At 67.4% G+C, this 15,633-nt stretch carries 10 protein-coding genes and 4 pseudogenes; 4 read left to right on the top strand and 10 right to left on the bottom strand.

Features of this window, described 5'->3' with window-relative positions; genetic code table 11:
• Positions 1-50 precede the first annotated feature (50 nt).
• Positions 51-679: pseudogene (locus RI138_RS00060) on the bottom strand (class I SAM-dependent methyltransferase).
• A 36-nt stretch (positions 680-715) separates the two neighbouring features.
• On the opposite strand from RI138_RS00060, the gene RI138_RS00055 reads away from it, so the two are divergent.
• Positions 716-1,626 (top strand): IS5 family transposase gene (locus tag RI138_RS00055; protein WP_398862030.1). Its coding sequence is split into 2 segments (ribosomal slippage): positions 716-1,070 and positions 1,070-1,626, totalling 912 coding nucleotides; the frame shifts between segments, so codons are not numbered across the junction.
• Here RI138_RS00055 and RI138_RS00050 read toward each other — a convergent pair.
• The 4 genes and pseudogenes from RI138_RS00050 to RI138_RS32525 all read right to left on the bottom strand — a co-directional run bounded on the left by RI138_RS00050 (position 1,612) and on the right by RI138_RS32525 (position 7,090).
• Positions 1,612-3,558: a hypothetical protein gene (locus RI138_RS00050; RefSeq protein WP_311118182.1), complete on the bottom strand. Its 1,947-nt coding sequence runs from the start codon at positions 3,556-3,558 to the stop codon at positions 1,612-1,614. The two genes, RI138_RS00055 and RI138_RS00050, sit on opposite strands and share 15 nt — an antisense overlap.
• 705 nt (positions 3,559-4,263) lie before the next feature.
• A complete protein-coding gene (locus RI138_RS00045) occupies positions 4,264-4,836 on the bottom strand; it encodes a hypothetical protein (protein WP_311118181.1) in 573 nt (190 codons plus the stop codon).
• Complete coding sequence (locus RI138_RS00040) at positions 4,830-6,134, bottom strand: TIGR02678 family protein (RefSeq protein ID WP_311118180.1); 1,305 nt, start codon at positions 6,132-6,134, stop codon at positions 4,830-4,832. The genes RI138_RS00045 and RI138_RS00040 overlap by 7 nt, the downstream gene beginning before the upstream one ends.
• Positions 6,131-7,090 (bottom strand): annotated as a pseudogene (locus tag RI138_RS32525) (TIGR02677 family protein). Before RI138_RS32525 ends, RI138_RS00040 begins: the two are co-directional and overlap by 4 nt.
• Between RI138_RS32525 and RI138_RS32520 the strand changes: the two are divergent.
• Positions 7,077-7,304, top strand: a complete 228-nt coding sequence (locus RI138_RS32520; RefSeq protein ID WP_449343306.1) for a hypothetical protein — start codon at positions 7,077-7,079, stop codon at positions 7,302-7,304. The pseudogene RI138_RS32525 and the gene RI138_RS32520 sit on opposite strands and share 14 nt — an antisense overlap.
• On the opposite strand, the pseudogene RI138_RS32515 reads toward RI138_RS32520, so the two are convergent.
• Positions 7,200-7,649: pseudogene (locus RI138_RS32515) on the bottom strand (DUF2397 family protein); the annotation flags it as partial. The gene RI138_RS32520 and the pseudogene RI138_RS32515 sit on opposite strands and share 105 nt — an antisense overlap.
• Before the next feature lie 387 nt (positions 7,650-8,036).
• Here RI138_RS32515 and RI138_RS00030 point away from each other — a divergent pair.
• Positions 8,037-9,533, top strand: coding sequence for a protein kinase domain-containing protein (locus RI138_RS00030; RefSeq protein WP_398862027.1), 1,497 nt, complete (start codon positions 8,037-8,039; stop codon positions 9,531-9,533).
• Between the two features lie 140 nt (positions 9,534-9,673).
• On the opposite strand, the gene RI138_RS00025 is transcribed toward RI138_RS00030, so the two are convergent.
• The 4 genes and pseudogenes from RI138_RS00025 to RI138_RS00010 all read right to left on the bottom strand — a co-directional run bounded on the left by RI138_RS00025 (position 9,674) and on the right by RI138_RS00010 (position 13,873).
• On the bottom strand, positions 9,674-9,877 hold the full coding sequence (locus RI138_RS00025) for a cold-shock protein (RefSeq protein WP_311118178.1): 204 nt from the start codon (positions 9,875-9,877) through the stop codon (positions 9,674-9,676).
• A gap of 863 nt (positions 9,878-10,740) precedes the next feature.
• Positions 10,741-11,456, bottom strand: a pseudogene (locus RI138_RS00020) (IS5 family transposase); the annotation flags it as partial.
• Positions 11,457-11,791: 335 nt separating this feature from the next.
• Positions 11,792-12,247, bottom strand: coding sequence for a hypothetical protein (locus RI138_RS00015; protein ID WP_311118177.1), 456 nt, complete (start codon positions 12,245-12,247; stop codon positions 11,792-11,794).
• Between the two features lie 1,071 nt (positions 12,248-13,318).
• Positions 13,319-13,873, bottom strand: coding sequence for a hypothetical protein (locus tag RI138_RS00010; protein WP_311118176.1), 555 nt, complete (start codon positions 13,871-13,873; stop codon positions 13,319-13,321).
• 472 nt (positions 13,874-14,345) lie between these two features.
• Between RI138_RS00010 and RI138_RS00005 the strand changes: the two genes are divergently transcribed.
• Positions 14,346-15,068 (top strand): hypothetical protein, encoded by a 723-nt coding sequence (locus RI138_RS00005; protein WP_311118175.1) that lies wholly within the window; start codon positions 14,346-14,348, stop codon positions 15,066-15,068.
• Positions 15,069-15,633: the final 565 nt, after the last annotated feature.

The raw sequence follows: 15,633 nt of genomic DNA, 5'->3' as shown, positions 1-15,633 counted from the left end.
CTGAGCTGGCAATCTGGAGGTGCGCCGAGCGGCCGGGGACTGGGCAGTGGCTACGAACGGCGGGCCAGCAGATGGGCGTCGAGGAAGCCCCGATCAGAGGCTGGATCGTGGAGCAGCCGGGCGAAGGGTTGAGCCCAGCATCGCCCAGCAGTTCGGCGAGGCGATCCACCGGCCAGCTGTAGGCGGGCGCCACCTTGTGGTCGAACCGGACCGGTTCTTGTCCGTCGGTCCCGAAGAAGGAGACCAGGAGCAGACCGTCCGGCGCCAGGACGCGCACCAGTTCGGTGAGCAGCTCCGGTAGTTCTCCAGGAGGGGTGTGGATCATTGAGTAGTGGGCCAGCACGCCGCCGAGCGCGGCGTCCTCGATCGGCAGGGATTCCATCCGCGCCTCTTGGAAGCGCAGCGCCGGATGGGCCTGCCGGGCGTGGTCGACCATGCCGGGGGCAAGGTCGAGTCCGAAGGCGTCCAGGCCGAGTTCGTGCAGCATGGCTGTCAGATGTCCGGGCCCGCACCCGACGTCCGCTGCCCGCGGGTTGCCCGTCGCGCGCACCAGTTCGGCGAAGGTGCCGATCATGGCCCGGGAGAAAGGTTGTGTCTCCAGCCGGTTTGCGAACAGCGATGCGTACAGCTCAACGACACCGTCGTAGGCCGTCCTGGTCTCGTCCTGATGATTCACCACGGGCAGGACTCTATAGCCGGTCTGATAATTGATCTTGTGGCAGGTCGAGGTGAGCTGACGGACGCGGCATGGAGGCGGATAGAGCCCCTTTTGCCTCATGTGGGCGGACGGGGCCGTCCGTGGCGTGATCACCGGCAGGTGGTCAACGGGGTGCTGTGGCGGCTGCGGACCGGGGCTCCGTGGCGGGATCTTCCCGACCGGTTCGGGCCGTGGCAGACCGTCTACGAGCGGTTCGCCCGCTGGGAGGCGGACGGCACCTGGGCACGGTTGCTGGAGCATGTTCAGGTCCGCGATGACGCGGTGGGCCGGGTGGAATGGACGGTCTCCGTCGACTCCACCATCAACCGAGCCCACCAGCACGCAGTGGGCGCCCGCAAAAAGGGGATGCGAACGGGGACGAACTGGAAGATCCGGGCGGCTCGCAAGCGTGCCAGGCCCTCGGCCGCTCCCGAGGCGGACTGACCACCAAAGTCCATCTCGCCGTCGATGGCCGGGGCCTGCCCCTGTCGATTGTGTTCACGCCCGGCAACGTCAACGACGCTACGGCGTTCGGCCAGGTCCTCGACGGCATCCGCGCCCCGCGCCTCGGCACGGGCCGCCCGCGCACGACACCGGATCGTGTGCTGGGTGACAAGGCGTATTCCAGCAGGTCCATCCGTCATCTGCTGAGGCGCCGGGGCATCGCTGCCACGATCCCCGAGCGCCGCGACCAGGCGGCGAACCGCCGCCGACGCGGAGCCCTCGGCGGCCGGCCGCCGGCCTTCGACAAGGTCACCTATCGCGACCGCAACGTCGTCGAACGATGCTTCGCCCGCCTCAAGCAGTTCCGCGCGATCGCGACCCGGTTCGACAAGCTCGGCGACCGCTACCGTGCCGGAGTTGTCCTGGCTTCCTTGATCCTCTGGCTCCGCGAGTCCACGGGTGATCATTTGTCAGACAGGCCCTAGATGTTGGCGGGCTTCGTGGATGGCTTCGGAGAGCCGGTTGAGGGCGTCGCTGAGGTTGCGGGGTTCGTGGGGCAGGTTGGGCCAGCGTGCGGCGGTGGTGCGGGCTGCTTCCAGGGTGGCGCGGGCGCCGTCGTGGGCGGTGAGTTGGAGGGTCAGGTCGGCGTCGTCGGTGAGGCCTGTCAAGCAGAGGTGTCGGAGGCGGTGGGCTGCCCTGTCCCGTATGCGGGCGGCTTCGTCCCGGTCTTTGGTGTCCTGGGCCACTGTGGCTTCCAGGGTGGCCATGCGGCGCTCGAGGCTGCGGAGCTGGGTGTCGGTGGTGGTGACGTGGTTTCGGCAAGTGTTGCGCTCGGTGCGCAGGACGCTGATGCGGGTGGCTACGTGGCGGAAGTCTTCGCCGGTGGTGCTTTCGACGGCTTGCAGGGTTGCGGCGAGGGAAAGGGCTTCGGCTTCAGCCTGGGTGGCCTGTTCTTCTTGTTCGTGGGCGGCTTCGCGGGAGCGTTCGGCTTGGGCGTGGGCGTGGGCGGTGGTGGACCGGCCCTGGGCGCTGGTGAAGGTCATGAGGGCATCTGCCCAGAGGCTGGCTGTTTCCTGGAAGGTGTTGAGGGCGGTGGTCAGGTCGGTCAGCAGTTGTCGGTCGGTGGGCAGGCTGTGCTGGGCGGACAGCGTGCTCAGGGTGCGCATGGCCCGGGTGACGTCGGCTTCGCGGTCCTCGAGGTGGGAGGCGGCGGCCTGAACGGCGTCGTTGCGGGAGCCGAGTCCTTCTTCTGCTCGGTCCCATGCCCGGAGTGTGGTCTCCAGGTCGGTGCGTGGTGGGGGGGCGAGGTCGGCGTCGAGGCGGGTGCGGCGGTCCGCCAGGGCGCGGATGTCGGTGTCGAGGGCGGCGATGACGGTGTGGACGTGGGTGAGCTGCTCGGTGAGGTGGGCGATGTGGCGTTGGCGGGCTCGGTGGCGGGCGAGGGCTCCGATGTAGGCCGGTTCGGGTTTGTTCCAGGTGCCGGTGGCGGCGGCCAGGCGCCAGCTGCCGTCGGCGCCGATGGCAGCTGGGTGGTCGGTGGGCAGGCGGGTGCCGTAGGCGATGCCGGCGAGAAGCTGGGTCACCCGTTGTTCGGGAACCGGGATGTCGGGTTCGGGGCGCAGGACGTGCAGCAGGGAGGAGCCGTGGGCTGGGTGGGTGAAGGTGGCTTCGGCGAGGGTGTCGTGGCCGGGGAGGTTGAGTTCGCCGTGGGGTGTGATCCAGGCGTCGAGGAGGCCTGCGGCCTGCAGGGCCGCTTCGACGCCTGCCTGGACGGTGGTGGGGGTGTCCTCGGTGAAGGTGATCAGCTGCCACAGGGGGGCGCCGGGCAGGGTGGTGCGGTCGGTCGTGCGGGTGGCTGGGGTCGGTGGTGGCAGGTCGGCTTGCTGGCGCAGCTGTTCGATGCGGTCGGTGCGGTCGGTGCGGTCGGTGCGGTCGGTGCGGTCGGTGCGGTCGGCCAGAGCGTTGTCGCGCTGGGCGCGGGCCTGGGTGTCGTGGGTAGTGATGTCCTGATCGGCGGTGCGCAGCGCGGGTTCGACCAGGGCGAGGATGTCGCTTTCCGAGGCGGCGCGGGAGGCGAGGTTGTCGAGGTCCGTGATGCGCAGCTCGCGGCAGTTGGTGGCCCATTCGAGCAGGAGGGATGTGTGGTGCTGCAGTGCGTCGGTGTAGGCGTTGGCTACTTGGTCGCGTCGGCTGATTGCCTCGCTCAGTCGGCTGCGGGCGCCGTCCAGGTCGCTCTCGGCGCGGGTGCGGTCGCGTACGGCGTGTTGGTGGGTGTTGATTGCTGAGTCGACCTGGTTGATCTGGTCGCGGCGTGCGGTCGTGGCGCCCCGCAGCAGGGAGCGGATCCGGTCGGGGGCGGTGGCCGGGTCGACGGGGGTGGTGAAGGCGGTCTGGGCTTCGAGGCAGGCGGATTCCATGCCGGTTCGGCGTGCTGCTTGCTGGGGGTCGTCGAGGACGGCGCGCACGTGGTCGGCATGTTGGTCGGCCTGGTCGGCAGCGCTGGCTGCCTGCTGGGTATCAGTGGCGGCGGTGTTCTGCTTCGTGGTGGCGTTCTGACGCGAGGTGCGGGCGGTTGCCTGGGCTTCTTCGGTACGGCGGCGCAGCCGGTCGAGCTCTTTGCCTTCTTGTAGTCGTCGCTGTCGATCAGGCCTTCGACGGCGCCTTCGAGTTCCTGTTCGCGTTGGCGGAGCTCGTTGAGGCGTTCGGTGCCTTCGGTGTGTCCGGTGGTGGCCTGGTGGAGGTTGTCGGCGCTCTCGCGGGCAGTGCGGGTGTAGTTGTCCATGTCGGTGGTGGCCGAGATGAGCGTGGCTGCGGCGGCGCGCAGGACGCGTTGGGTGTAGCCGCGCTGCTGGGTGGCGATCTGGGTGGCGGCGGTGACCTCTTCGTCGAGTTGTTTGAGCTGCTCGCGCTGCCGGTCCAGGCGTTCAAAGCCCTCGGCGAGTTCGGTGATCTCGCCGTGGCCGAGCGGGGGCAGGGCGCGGGAGAGAAGGGCGGAGAGCAGAGAGGGGTCGAGGCGTTCGGAGAGTTTGGGCTGGCGTAGTTGCAGCAGGGCTGTGATCAGTGCCTCGTAGCGCTGTTCGGTCATGCCGTCGAAGAGGGTTTGGCGGACCGTGGTGCGGTAGTCAGCCGCGGAGGCGTGCATTTCGCCTTGGCCGTGGAGGGCGTCGGTGAGTGCTTGGCGGGTGGGGGGGGGGCTGGCCCGATTCGTTGACCAGGGACAGTCCGGTATGCGCGTCGATGCGCTGGCTGGTGGTGAAGTAGTCGGGACGGACGGTGCTGGTGTGGACGCTGGCCTGCAGTCGTGCTCCGCAGGTGAACCACTTCAGTTCCCCTGTGTCCGGGTGGGGTTTGGCGAACTCCATCCACACGTAGCCGACGCGGGTCTTGCCCTGGGTGCCCTCCCCCATCAGGTTCCAGTGCATGGTGCGCTCGGAGCCGCCGAAGGTGGACAGCCGGTTGGGTCGCAGGTTGGCGTCGAAGAGGAACGGCAGCAGCAGCTCGAGGGCCTTGGACTTGCCCGTGCCGTTCTGGCCGCGTAGCAGGAGTCGTCCGTTGTGGAAGGTGAAGGTCTCGTCGTAGTAGCGCCAGATGTTGAGGATGCCTGCACGCTGAGGCCGCCAGCGGCCTGGTGGGGAGTGAGGCTGTGGCTGTGTCTGGTGGCTGTTGGTGAGCGGAAGCTGGGTGACGGCTACCACAGGGCTTCTTCCTCGAAGGTGTTGTCACTGGCAGAGCGGGTGGCAGGGGCGTTCGTGGCCGCGGGTGGGGTGGTGGTGACGCGGTAGCGCCAGGCGGCGGGGCTGGCCAGGGTTCGGCCGGCGGACCGGTGAATGAGGTGGAAGTCGGCCAGGACCGTGCAGGCATCGTCCGCCAGCCGCCCGGCTCCTTCGGTGGACTGATAGGCCTTGGCCCATTGGGGAAAGCGGCGCAGCAGGTCAGAGGCGGCGGACGATAGCTGTTCGGGGGTGGTGCCGCCCGCTGGGCCGGTGACCTCCTCGAGGAGGAGGAGAGCGGCGATGCGGGCGGTGGAGGAGTCATCGGGGAACGTGGTGTTGGTGGCGAGAGCGTCGGGGTCGATCAGGAGGAGCCCTTCGGCACGCTCTTCCAAAGCGAAGCCGGCCTGTTCCGCGGCCCGGCGCAGGATCTGACGGCCGGTGGGCGAGGCAAGGTAGGCCTCCTCGTCGTCGCTGAGGTCATCTCGGTAGAGGACGGGGTCGTCAAAGAGGCGGCGCAGGATGGAGTGGCGCAGCCACAGGTTGCGCTGGGTGTCGGAAACTGGGGCCTGTTCGGCGCCTGTGGTGGTGTGGGTGGGTGCTTCGCCGTATCGGCGCTCGCGTACCAGGCTGTGCAGCAGGTCATCGAAGCGGTCGGTGATCTGGTCCGGCGCCGGAGCGAGGCTGGAGGGGCCGATGGGCGCTGCGGGAAGGCGCATCAGCAGGGTTGCATCGACGCGGTAGAGGACCTTGGCCTGCTCCGAGTCGACGAAGGTTTCCGTGGTGCCGTCGAGGACTTGGAGGGCGCCGTAGGACTCGAGGAGGCGCAGTACGTCGACGAACGCCATGCGTTCGGTACGGCTGGTGGTGTCGAAGGGCGGCAGTGCGGGGTCGGCGGCTATTGCCTGGACGACTCGGCCGGCGAGGAGACCGATGGTCGTCACGGGGATGGCGAGAAGTTCGGCTGCGGTCACGCACAGGAGGATGTAGCGGCGGCGGTCGAAGGGGGCGCGGCCGGAGCGCAGTCTGCGGGCGGGGCGGGATGAGTCCAGGGTGTGGCGGATTTTGAGGAGCCGGGCGTAGCCGCGTCGGGATTCGACGACGAGGCTCCAGCCGCAGGTGTAGTCGAACCACTTGGTCAGCGGTTCCTGGCGTCGCCGGATGATGTCGAAGATGGCGGCGTCGCTGCGCTCGGTGATCAGTGGCTTGGCCAGGAGCAGCCGGATGGCGCGGGCGATGTCTTCCCGTTCGGCGGCGACGAGCTGGTTGGCAAGCGTGCTCATCCTGCGGCCCTTCGAGGTGCGGTGGTGGGCTGCGTGCCGGGTGTGCGGATGTCGACCGTGTAGTCGCCGGTGGTCAGGGTCCCGTGCGTGGTGCGCAGCATGACGGAACGGTCGTCCGTCAGCGGCTGCAGCACGATTTCCACCCGGCCGTCCGCAGTGAGTGCTCGGCGGTTGCCGTGGTGGTCGGGGCGGGCGGCCAGGGCCCTGCCGAGCAGGTCCAGCAGGCGCTCGAAGACAGTGTGGTCGAGCGCGCCGACCGAGGAGAGGCGTACCGGGCCGTCGGTGGCCAGTTGGTCCCAGGCGGCTTCCAGCTGTGCACGTTTCAGGCGTGCCTGTTCGGCGCGGGCAGCTTTTACCACGGCGATGTCGCGGACCTTCGCTGTGCGGGAGAAGCGTTCGGTGCGGCCACTGGTGCGTAGCAGTGCTGACGCTTCCACCGGCGGCGCCTCGGACCATGGAGTGGCTGCGGGGATCAGTTCGGGATCCGGGTGCATCAAGTGGGCGTGACGGGCAGGGCCGAGCCCGAACGCGGCACTCCACAATCGGTGCAGATCCTGCTTGCGAGGCGCGGCGGCGAATCAGCGGGCGAGCTCGCGGAAGTCCTGCACCGCGCTGGAGGAGCGGCGGCGTGCTTCGGTGATGCAGTCCAGGACCTGCAGCAGGGAAACAATGGCGCGGCGGGCGACGTCGTGAAGCTGCTCCACCCTGGGGCGGGATTCGTCAGAGGGCAGGAACCAGGCTTGCAGGCCGGCCCAGCGTGCGCGGCGGCGCTCCAGCCACACCGTGCCCGGGTCCGCGCCGGTGACCGGAGGGAGCTCCGCACCGCGCAGGTCCCGCTCGTGCAGGATGCTCACCGACCTGCTCTGGACGCGTGCCACGGCGGCGGCGACACCGTGGCCTCGGCGGTCCAAGTTGACCAGGAACTCCTGTAGGTAGGCGACGGTGGCGGCTTTCACCTCCCTGAAGACCGTCAGGTCGACGCCTTCCGCACGCAACAGCCTCTGGCAGTTCCCCGTTGAAGGCTTTGGTGTTGTCGAGCAGGGCCTCGAGATGCGCCTCAAGCTCCTGCAGGGTGCTGAAGATCCTTCGGTCGGCCGAGTTGGGCTCTCCCAGAAGCTGGTAGAGCTCGTCCAGACGATCGGTGATTGCTTCCAGAACTGCCTTCTGTAGCGCGCCGGTTGCCGCTAGGACCGACATGGCATGCTGCACGCCGGCGAAAGCTGCCTCGCCGCGACCGGTGAGCGAGTACTGCAGGTTGCGGCGCTCGTATTCCTCTGCGGTGCGGTAGTTCTCGGCGTGGTTTTGCACCAGGTCCAGCAGTTGCCACCGCTGCAGTTGCCTCAAAGCCTCGTGCAGGTCGTCATCGGCTATCGCGTCCAGCCAGCCGACATCTCGAAGGCGTACCCGGACCTCGTCCAGGCCGAGCGCGGTCTCCAGTCGTTCGTTCGCTGTGCCGAACGCCTGCAGGATCGCCCCGTACAGCTCGGCCCGGTCTCCCGTCGTGAAACGGAACATGTCCGACGGAACCCTGTGCACCAGTCCTCCCCTGTCCAACATCCACCCCTGGAAGGGCACTTCATAACCGTAGGTGCATGCACTGACAACCAGGGTGAGAAAGGAGGAATCCCCTGGTGAGCGGGTTGGCGGGTAATCCGTTGTGGCAGCAGCGGGCTGCACGAAGCGATGCGATACGGCCCCGCGGCGGATCGGCCTTGCCCGGATCAGGAGCAGCCTTACGGAAGCGAGACGAGAGCCCGATAGCATGCGTCGCCGGCCCGGTCGCTTCGTGCCGCTGATCACGTTAGAGGTGCTTTTGTGTCCAGCCGTCTTCAGTCGGCGCAGTCTGGTGACCCCCGCCGTATAGGTCCCTACCGTGTTGTCGGCCGGCTCGGGGCAGGCGGTATGGGGACGGTGTATGCCGCGCTCGGCCCTTCGGGAATGCGGATCGCTGTGAAGGTCGTGCATCCGGCGCATGCTGCGGACGACGAGTTCCGGGCCCGGTTCCGCCGGGAGGTGCAGCTGTCCAGACGGGTCACGGGCCCCTGCTTGGTGCCGGTGCTCGACGCCGAGACCCACGGTCCTGTCCCGTGGCTCGCTACAGCGTTCGTTCCCGGTCCCACCCTCGACCAGTTCTTGGCTGCGAACGGCGCGCTGTCCGGGGCGCGGCTGTGCGCTCTCGCTGCGGGAACCGCGGCCGCGCTCGCCGCGGTGCATGATGCAGGCATCGTCCACCGGGATGTCAAACCGCGAAACGTCATCCTCGGATCTCGCGGTCCACGGGTACTGGACTTCGGGATCGCTCACGCCCTGGACGGCACGTCAGTGACGCGCACAGGGGTGATGACGGGCACGCCGGGCTGGATCAGCCCTGAGCACTACCGCACCGGTGTGGTCGGTCCGGAAGGTGATGTCTTCGCCTGGGGCGCTCTCATTGCCAATGCTGCGACCGGCCGCCTGCCGTTCGGCACGGGTGCCTCCGATGCGGTGGCCTTCCGCGTCATGTCGGCTGAACCAGACCTGGTCGGCGTGCCTGGCGATCTGCAGCCTCTGGTTGAGCAGGCACTGGCCAAGAATCCCGGCGACCGGCCGACCGCGGCTGAACTCAGCCTCGGCTGCGCAAGGTTGCTCGCTGTCCAGGCCACGGCTGTCGCGTCTCGTCCTGAGGAACAGCCGACTCTTGTGGCTGACCTGGTGAGCCTCCACTGGGATCTGGCGTACGAGGACCCTGTGTGGGCTGTCGCCCCGCGGGGGCGCCGGCGAGTGAGGCTGTATGGCTCTGTTGTTGCAGCCGCGCTTGTCGTGGGCGGCATCGGCGGAGCAGTTGCTGCTTCATTCGCCTCCCAACCCGGGCAACGAGCGGCAGCTGCGCCGGGCAGTACACCGAGGACTGCGGTGTCCAGCGCCGGAACCGCGACGGTGCCGGGCGAAAGTGGGGACCCGGCCAGTTCCGCGCCGCTCCCCTCCCCCGACACAACCTCACTGGTTTCCGTCGAGGCGTTGCCGCCGTCCTCGCCACCTCAGCCTCCCCCGTTCGTCTATCTCCCGGACCAGATGGACTGCAGGCCGCAGAAGCAGGCCGAGATCGACGGGGCATGGCAGTACGTTGCCCCCGGTGAGGTCCGCGCCGGAGACGCTGTGGAACTCTCTCTGCGCAACAAGTACGGCAACTTCGATCCTGTGCAGGCCGAAATGCCGGTGCTGGCCAGGGTGTACATGCCCGACGGCACCTCACGGCTGGCGCGATCAGCAGTGCAATCCGATACTTCGGCCAGCGTGACGTGGCCCGGAGACTTTTCTGGCGCTGCTGCTCTTTACCCGCCAGGTACGTACACCGTTGTCTGGTCGGTTGGCGACGGCTCGAGCTACTTCATCACCTGCACAGGCTTCACCGCGCACTGACAGCGAGGCTGCGCCTGCTTGCGCGTGAATCGGCCTTCGCTGTCCGAGGTCGCTGGCGTAGCACGAGTGGTCACGACATGCCGACGGCGCCCGTGCACGGTGCGGGCGCCGAGGGAAGGAAGATGAGCGGGGCCGGAGACTCAGCCCCGGACGACATTCTCTGCCTGAGGCCCCTTCTGGCCCTGCGTGATCTCGAATGTCACGGCTTCGCCCTCGGCCAGCTCGCGGTAACCGTTGCCTGTGATGTTGGAGTAGTGCGCGAAGACATCCGGTCCGCCTCCGTCCTGGGCGATGAAGCCAAAGCCCTTCTCGGAGTTGAACCACTTCACGGTGCCGCTGGCCATGCTCGTCCCCCTGGTCAAATTCTGCAGCGGCCCTGGGACGGACCGCTGCAGCGCCCTTCTCCGGGCGCCCACTCCCGTCCTCCCCCAGCCCACCCACACCTACACTCACCAATCCGATCTTGTTTCCCAGAACGCGACGATGGCCAGGCCTTCCCGTCCCAGGCCAGCCGGGCAGCGCCGCCGAGCGGTGGGCCCGCTCGGAGAGCGGGAAGGACTGATCGTCCGTCGTGGAGACGAGTGCTCGGCGCGATCAGGCTGCCTGCCCAGAGCATGTGCCTACAGGTTCGCGCCGAGCACTCGCTCCAAGTCTGCAGCGTGCGCAGCCATGCCCTGTTTCCATGCGTCGCTGTCCTGCTCCGCGATCTCCCGCCACAGCGTCGCTGTCGCGGTGCCGAACGCGGCCAGCGCTTCAGGTGCAGCGTTACGCCACGACGGGAAGCGGCCGGCGAAGGCGACGGCCTGCTCGGCTGAGTGGCCTGCATGCACGAGGCGCAGCGCCAGGGCGCCGGGGTTGATCCACGCGGCTCCCCGCGTGGGCCACGCCCAGTCAACGAGTCGAGCTCGTCCTTGCGTGATCAGGATGTTGTCCGGGGCGAAGTCGGTGTGCAGCGGTGCGTCGCTCGCAAAGTGGTGGAGGGTGCCCGGTAGTGCGTAGTGCGCCCATCGGGCAGCAGCAGCTTTGATTTCGACGTCGGCCTGTGCCGTGATCGTTTGCAGCTCGGTCAGAGCCGCTTCGACGAGTGGTAGGTCGGCCGAGCCCGGCGTGTAGTTGGCGTGCCGGCCGTCGATTACCTCGTAGCCGAGGATGCTCCAGTCGTCGGCCTCCAGGTGCCAGTACAGGCGCGGGCAGGACGGTGGCAGGTGCGGCGCCAGCCGGCGAGCCAGGCCATGGTGCGTTCGACGGTCCAGCGGTGGCGGCCCAGTCGTTGCGTGGACTCGGCTCCCTTGCGGGCGATGCGGTGGGTGATGCCGCGTTCTCGTAACCATCGCCGCAGGTGGGCGTAGTCGTAGCCTTTGTCGGCGTGGAGTTTGCCGGGCTTGCGCCGCCGTCGGCCGCGGCGTGAGCGGATGGGCGGGATGCCCTTCACGAGCGGGATGAGGGCCTGGCTGTCGTGGAGGTTGGCCCCGGAGATGCCGATGGATATGGGCAGACCTGATCGTTCCGTGATCAGGTGGATCTTCGAGCCGTACTTGCCCCGGTCGACAGGATTCGGATCTGTCAGGTCCCCCTTTTCAGGGCCCGCATGTTCACCGAGTCGATCGCGCAACGCGACCAGTCCAGCTCGCCGCGGGCGCCGAGTTCGTCGAGGACCAGGCGGTGGAGCTTGGCCCATACCCTGGCTTTCGACCACTCCGAGAACCGCCGGTGGGCGGTCGCTCCGGACGGGCCGAACGACGCCGAAGGCAGTTGCTGCCAGGTGCAACCCGACGTGGCCACGAACACGATCGCGGCCAGCACTTCCCGGTCGCCGTGTCGACGCCGACCACCGCCCTGAGGCCGGGGTGGCGGCTCCGGCACGACCCGCTGGAACAGCTCCCACAACTCGTCCGGTACCAGCCGCTCAACGATCCCCACCATGGCGCACAGACTACCGAGTTACCCAAATGAGATGACCTCTAACTCACCGAAGCCCTGAAATCCCACAGGCTGCCTCCGCCACCGCGGTGCCGTGGCGTCCTTTCCCAACCGCTGTGGGGCGGACGACACCACAGCAGCGGCTGTACAGGGCTGCTGCACTGTGTTCGAGGGAGCCGGGCCAGCTCGTGTGGTTACGGTAAGAGGAGGCCGGTGCGATCGGGGCCCAGATCCAGGCGCTCGGGTGGTCACCCGCGCTCAGCGGAAGCTCCTGAGCGCGGCCAGCTCGGCCCTGACAACGCACCTACATGGATCTTCAACCGGATGGCCTGCCTGCACTATGAGGTGCGGATCTTGCTGCTCCACGCTCCGAGCACCTGGGTCAGGTTCGCCAGATCGAGCGGAGTGATGACGATGAGCTTGATACCGGCGTGCTGTGCGAGTTGACGCTGGGCCTGGATCTTCGCGAGGTAGTCGTCACTGGCCAGGCCTGCGTATTCAATGTAGGTGCCGTCAGGCAGCCGCCAGTCAGCGCGGCGTCGGCTGTTTGCGTTGTGCTCGGGGTGGTGCGGCCATGCGGGTTCGATCTGGTGCTCAACATTGTGGCGGCTCAGCCAGCCATCGATAGTGCGCTCGGCCAGAGACCGGCATGGATGGCCGTCCGAGGCGATGCAGTAGGTTCCCCGGGCGGGGCTCCAGGCATCGGAGACGATGTCCGTCATGCGCAGGACTTCGATCCGGATGCCAGCCCTCAGCAGGCCGCGGAGGGTCGCGGCCTGCGGGCATGCAGCCATGGCGCCGACGATAGCGTCCCTCTGTTCGGCCGGAAGGTCGAGAGGGACGGGCGTTTGGAGAAGTCCTGCGGTGGTGCGGCGCGCATACTCGCCGAGAGAGCGGTCAGCGCCTGGCAGGCTGCGCGAGGCGCCAACGTACCGTCATGACCGTCGCGAGCCCGGACGCAGCACTGTTTACACCAGCGTGCCGGCCCGAATTGGCGAATGATCCATGGGTTGAGCTCCCCGGCCGTGAAAGCGGCTGCGCACAGAGGGCAGGTCTGTGGGAGCGCATCAGGCCAGGACCTGCAGGCGCGCGCAGTGTAGAAGGAGCCGTACATGGCAGCGTGCTCATACACGATCTCTGCCCGGTCCCGGTAAGTGTGGCCCCGTCCGATCAGCCTTCGGCGGGCAAGATCGTGCAGACTTTCTGCGAGCGTCGGCAGGCGCGTGAGAAGGCGCCGTGAACACACCCAGGGCCACATCGCTCCGTACACATCGATCAGAGAATCGACAAGCTCGTCGCCGTCTTTCGTCCACACCGCAGCGAACCGCGCCTGATCAGCAGCGTTCCATCCGTACGGATTGAAGCCTCCATACGGATCCGCAGACCTGAAGGACCAGCCCCGGCTGTGGCCGCTGTCACTCGATTCGGTAGGCAACAAGAGACTTCCCTCAACAGCCCAGGCGCGCCTTCAAGCTCATAGTGCCCCGGCCCGCCGAAAGCCGAGACTGAAACGTCTGGCTGTACACCCGCCAGCAGCCAATACGCTCAGTCGATAGCAGGCTGTGACCGTGACCCACGCCGCCATTTCAGACACCAGCCCGGAGACGACGGGGACATGAGACAACCGCCGAGCGTGCGCGACAAGAGGCTTCCACCGATCTCTGCGCCGACCGCCTACGTCAGGCACCGCGCTCGGGTGCCGCAGACATAAAGCAGGGGCCAAGAGGAAATGCGTGCCTTCCACAGGCTGAGCAGAGCGTTCGACCGTTCACGGACAGGGATCTGCCAATCGAAGGTGAGGCTGCGCCCCTGCGTCTTGGATGCGAAGGCGCAGGCGGGTTTTTGTCGCAGTGTAGGGGCTCTGCTCAAGGCACAGAATCGTGAGTCTTCCTGGCTTCTTGCCTGGCGGATGGCCTGGACCGGTCGTCAGGCAGCAGCGGGCAGCTCGGTGGCCTGTTGGGCCCCGAAGGCGGTGTCGAAGGCCAGGGTGCGGTCTGTGGCGACGAGGTAGTACGGGAGCCGGAACCTGCCTCCGAGTAGGGACCGTGCCGACCGGTGGCCAGCACTTCGTGAGGTGTGAGTACGTCCAGGTTGTCGAAGACGTAGTAGACGGGGAGCAGTGTCCAGGCGACCAGTTGGAAGTGGGCTGTGACCGCGGCCCGTTCCACGGCATGGCGGCTGGTGGTGCGGCTGGTCATCCGGCTCTTGCAGTCAATCAGCGCGATGTGCTGCTCCTTGGCGGCGATCAGGTCGGGGGTCCAGCGCAACGCGCTGGATGTTCCCTGCAGTGCGAACCGGACGAGGTCGGTCAAGATACCTTGGCCCCATGCGTTGACGTCCCATCCGCGTGAGGTGAGTTCTTGGGTGACCCGCAGTTCGTGCGCGTCGCCTACGGCCTTCCTGTGCTGAAAGCTCGGCATAGGGGGAGTGTGGCGCACTGACGCTGGTCCGAAACGAACGAGGGCTGCAGAGCGGCGAGGTTCCGCCAGCCCCCGACGGCGGGTGTTGCCGGTCGTGGTTGTCCGTCGGTGTTCACCATGGTTCAGGGGTGTCCCGCCTTGCCTCATCCAGGCCCCGTCAGACTTGTCTGGATCTCACCCCTGCCTCAGACCGCCAACGCCGCCCCCGGTGTGCTGCCTGGCCATGAGCCGGTCCAGAGCCGCGCCGTCATCCGGTCCATGTCATCAGCCATCCGCCGCAGCTCCATCGTGAACATGCAGGTCTGGCCGGCATCCAGGCCGCCAACCCCGGCAGCACACGGCACAGACGCACACCCAGGCCAGACAGCTGCCAGCCCACAACGTGCTGCTGTCAGTGCGCGATGGAAGGATGACCCGGCTGGCTTTCGTGCGATGCCCGCGTCAGCCGGGAGACATACCGTGGGGGTAGATTTTGACGAATCAGGAATCCGAGCTGTGTCGGCACTGTGGAGAGCCGATCACCAGTTTCGACGGCCGCTGGTCGCATGGACGCCACGGATACGGTGGATGGGGATCTGTCGGATGCAGCGCCTACAGTTTCACCCTGCGTGGTGAATGGGACAGCCGTCTGACAAAGGCCGAGAAGGCGAGTCCTCGGACCAGGGCCCAGCTTGCCGGCAGGGAAGAGTTTCCCGCCTGGCCTGGACTGCAGCAACAGCGTTGGGAAGCTGCTCGGAAGGAACGAGAGGCTGCCGCGCTGGCCGCCACCCGCTTCTCACCGAAGCTGTCGAAGGCGGTCCAGGCCGCCGAGGCGGTAGCGGCCGACTCCGGAAGCCACACTTTCCGCACTCTCGAGCGCCGACGCCAAGCAGTGATCCTGGCTATGGAGGAACAAGCCCGTCGTGCCGCGGCCCGGAAAGGGCACGCGGAACTGGGCAGCATCACGGCCGACGACGAGCTGGCCCGGCTCATGCAACTGACCAGAGACGTGCTGCGCTCCTTGCGCGCGGCAGAAGACCTTCTGCCGCCGGCAGAGGCACTCAAAGCAGCGGCAAGCCGTTACAGCGCCCGCATCGACCAGATCGCCACCGATCGCTACGGCTCCTTGCCGCGGCAGGCAGACGGCGCCCCTACCGAGCGAAACACGCTGCAGGCCGCGCGCCAACGCGCAGGACGTCACAAGGAGGCTCCCTGACCAACAAGCGCCGACGTCGAGCGAGCGTTGCTCGCTCGACGTCGGCAGGCAACTAAGGATTCCGGCCAACCCGGAGAAGGCCGTGCCGGACGCTGGCCGCTTTCGGTGTCCAGCGAGAGCCTGCTGGCGAGGCGGGGCTACACCCTCGCCCGAAACAGCCAGGCCGTCAGGCCAAACCCTGCACCGCGCCACCACGGACGAGCCATTTCCAACGACCGATAAGAGAGAGACACCAAATCAAATCACTGCCCAAAAACCAAGATGACATCATCAGCGCCGACAGGCGCACACACAACCCCACCCCTGACCGACAGGGAAGGGGCAGACACCACACCAACCCACTGTCATGCAGCCAGGCATGACACCCCAACAAAACACTAATCCACCCACCCTTTGCCCCGCCAGGGCAAACCCCACCCACCAACTCACCGTCAGGCCGCCAGGCCTGACACCCACCACCCATCGGCCGTCAGGCCGAACACCACTCACTGTCATGCCGTCAGGCATGACACATCAAACACCTTCCGGCCGTCAGGCCGGAGTTAGGCCGTCAGGCCCAACGTAA

Origin of the sequence: Streptomyces durocortorensis, from assembly GCF_031760065.1 — a bacterium.
Taxonomy (GTDB): Bacteria; Actinomycetota; Actinomycetes; order Streptomycetales; family Streptomycetaceae; genus Streptomyces.
The sequence above is the reverse complement of the archived record's forward strand: the minus strand, read 5'-3'. Positions and strand labels throughout refer to the sequence as shown.

Excerpts from the sequence above, each read along its gene's own strand:
- RI138_RS00025 (WP_311118178.1), bottom strand. The coding sequence starts at position 9,877 with ATGGCCAGCGGCACCGTGAAGTGGTTCAACTCCGAGAAGGGCTTTGGC.
- RI138_RS00030 (WP_398862027.1), top strand. The coding sequence starts at position 8,037 with ATGGGGACGGTGTATGCCGCGCTCGGCCCTTCGGGAATGCGGATCGCT.
- RI138_RS00015 (WP_311118177.1), bottom strand. The coding sequence starts at position 12,247 with ATGGCTGCATGCCCGCAGGCCGCGACCCTCCGCGGCCTGCTGAGGGCT.
- RI138_RS00040 (WP_311118180.1), bottom strand. The coding sequence starts at position 6,134 with ATGAGCACGCTTGCCAACCAGCTCGTCGCCGCCGAACGGGAAGACATC.
- RI138_RS00050 (WP_311118182.1), bottom strand. The coding sequence starts at position 3,558 with ATGGAATCCGCCTGCCTCGAAGCCCAGACCGCCTTCACCACCCCCGTC.
- RI138_RS00010 (WP_311118176.1), bottom strand. The coding sequence starts at position 13,873 with ATGCCGAGCTTTCAGCACAGGAAGGCCGTAGGCGACGCGCACGAACTG.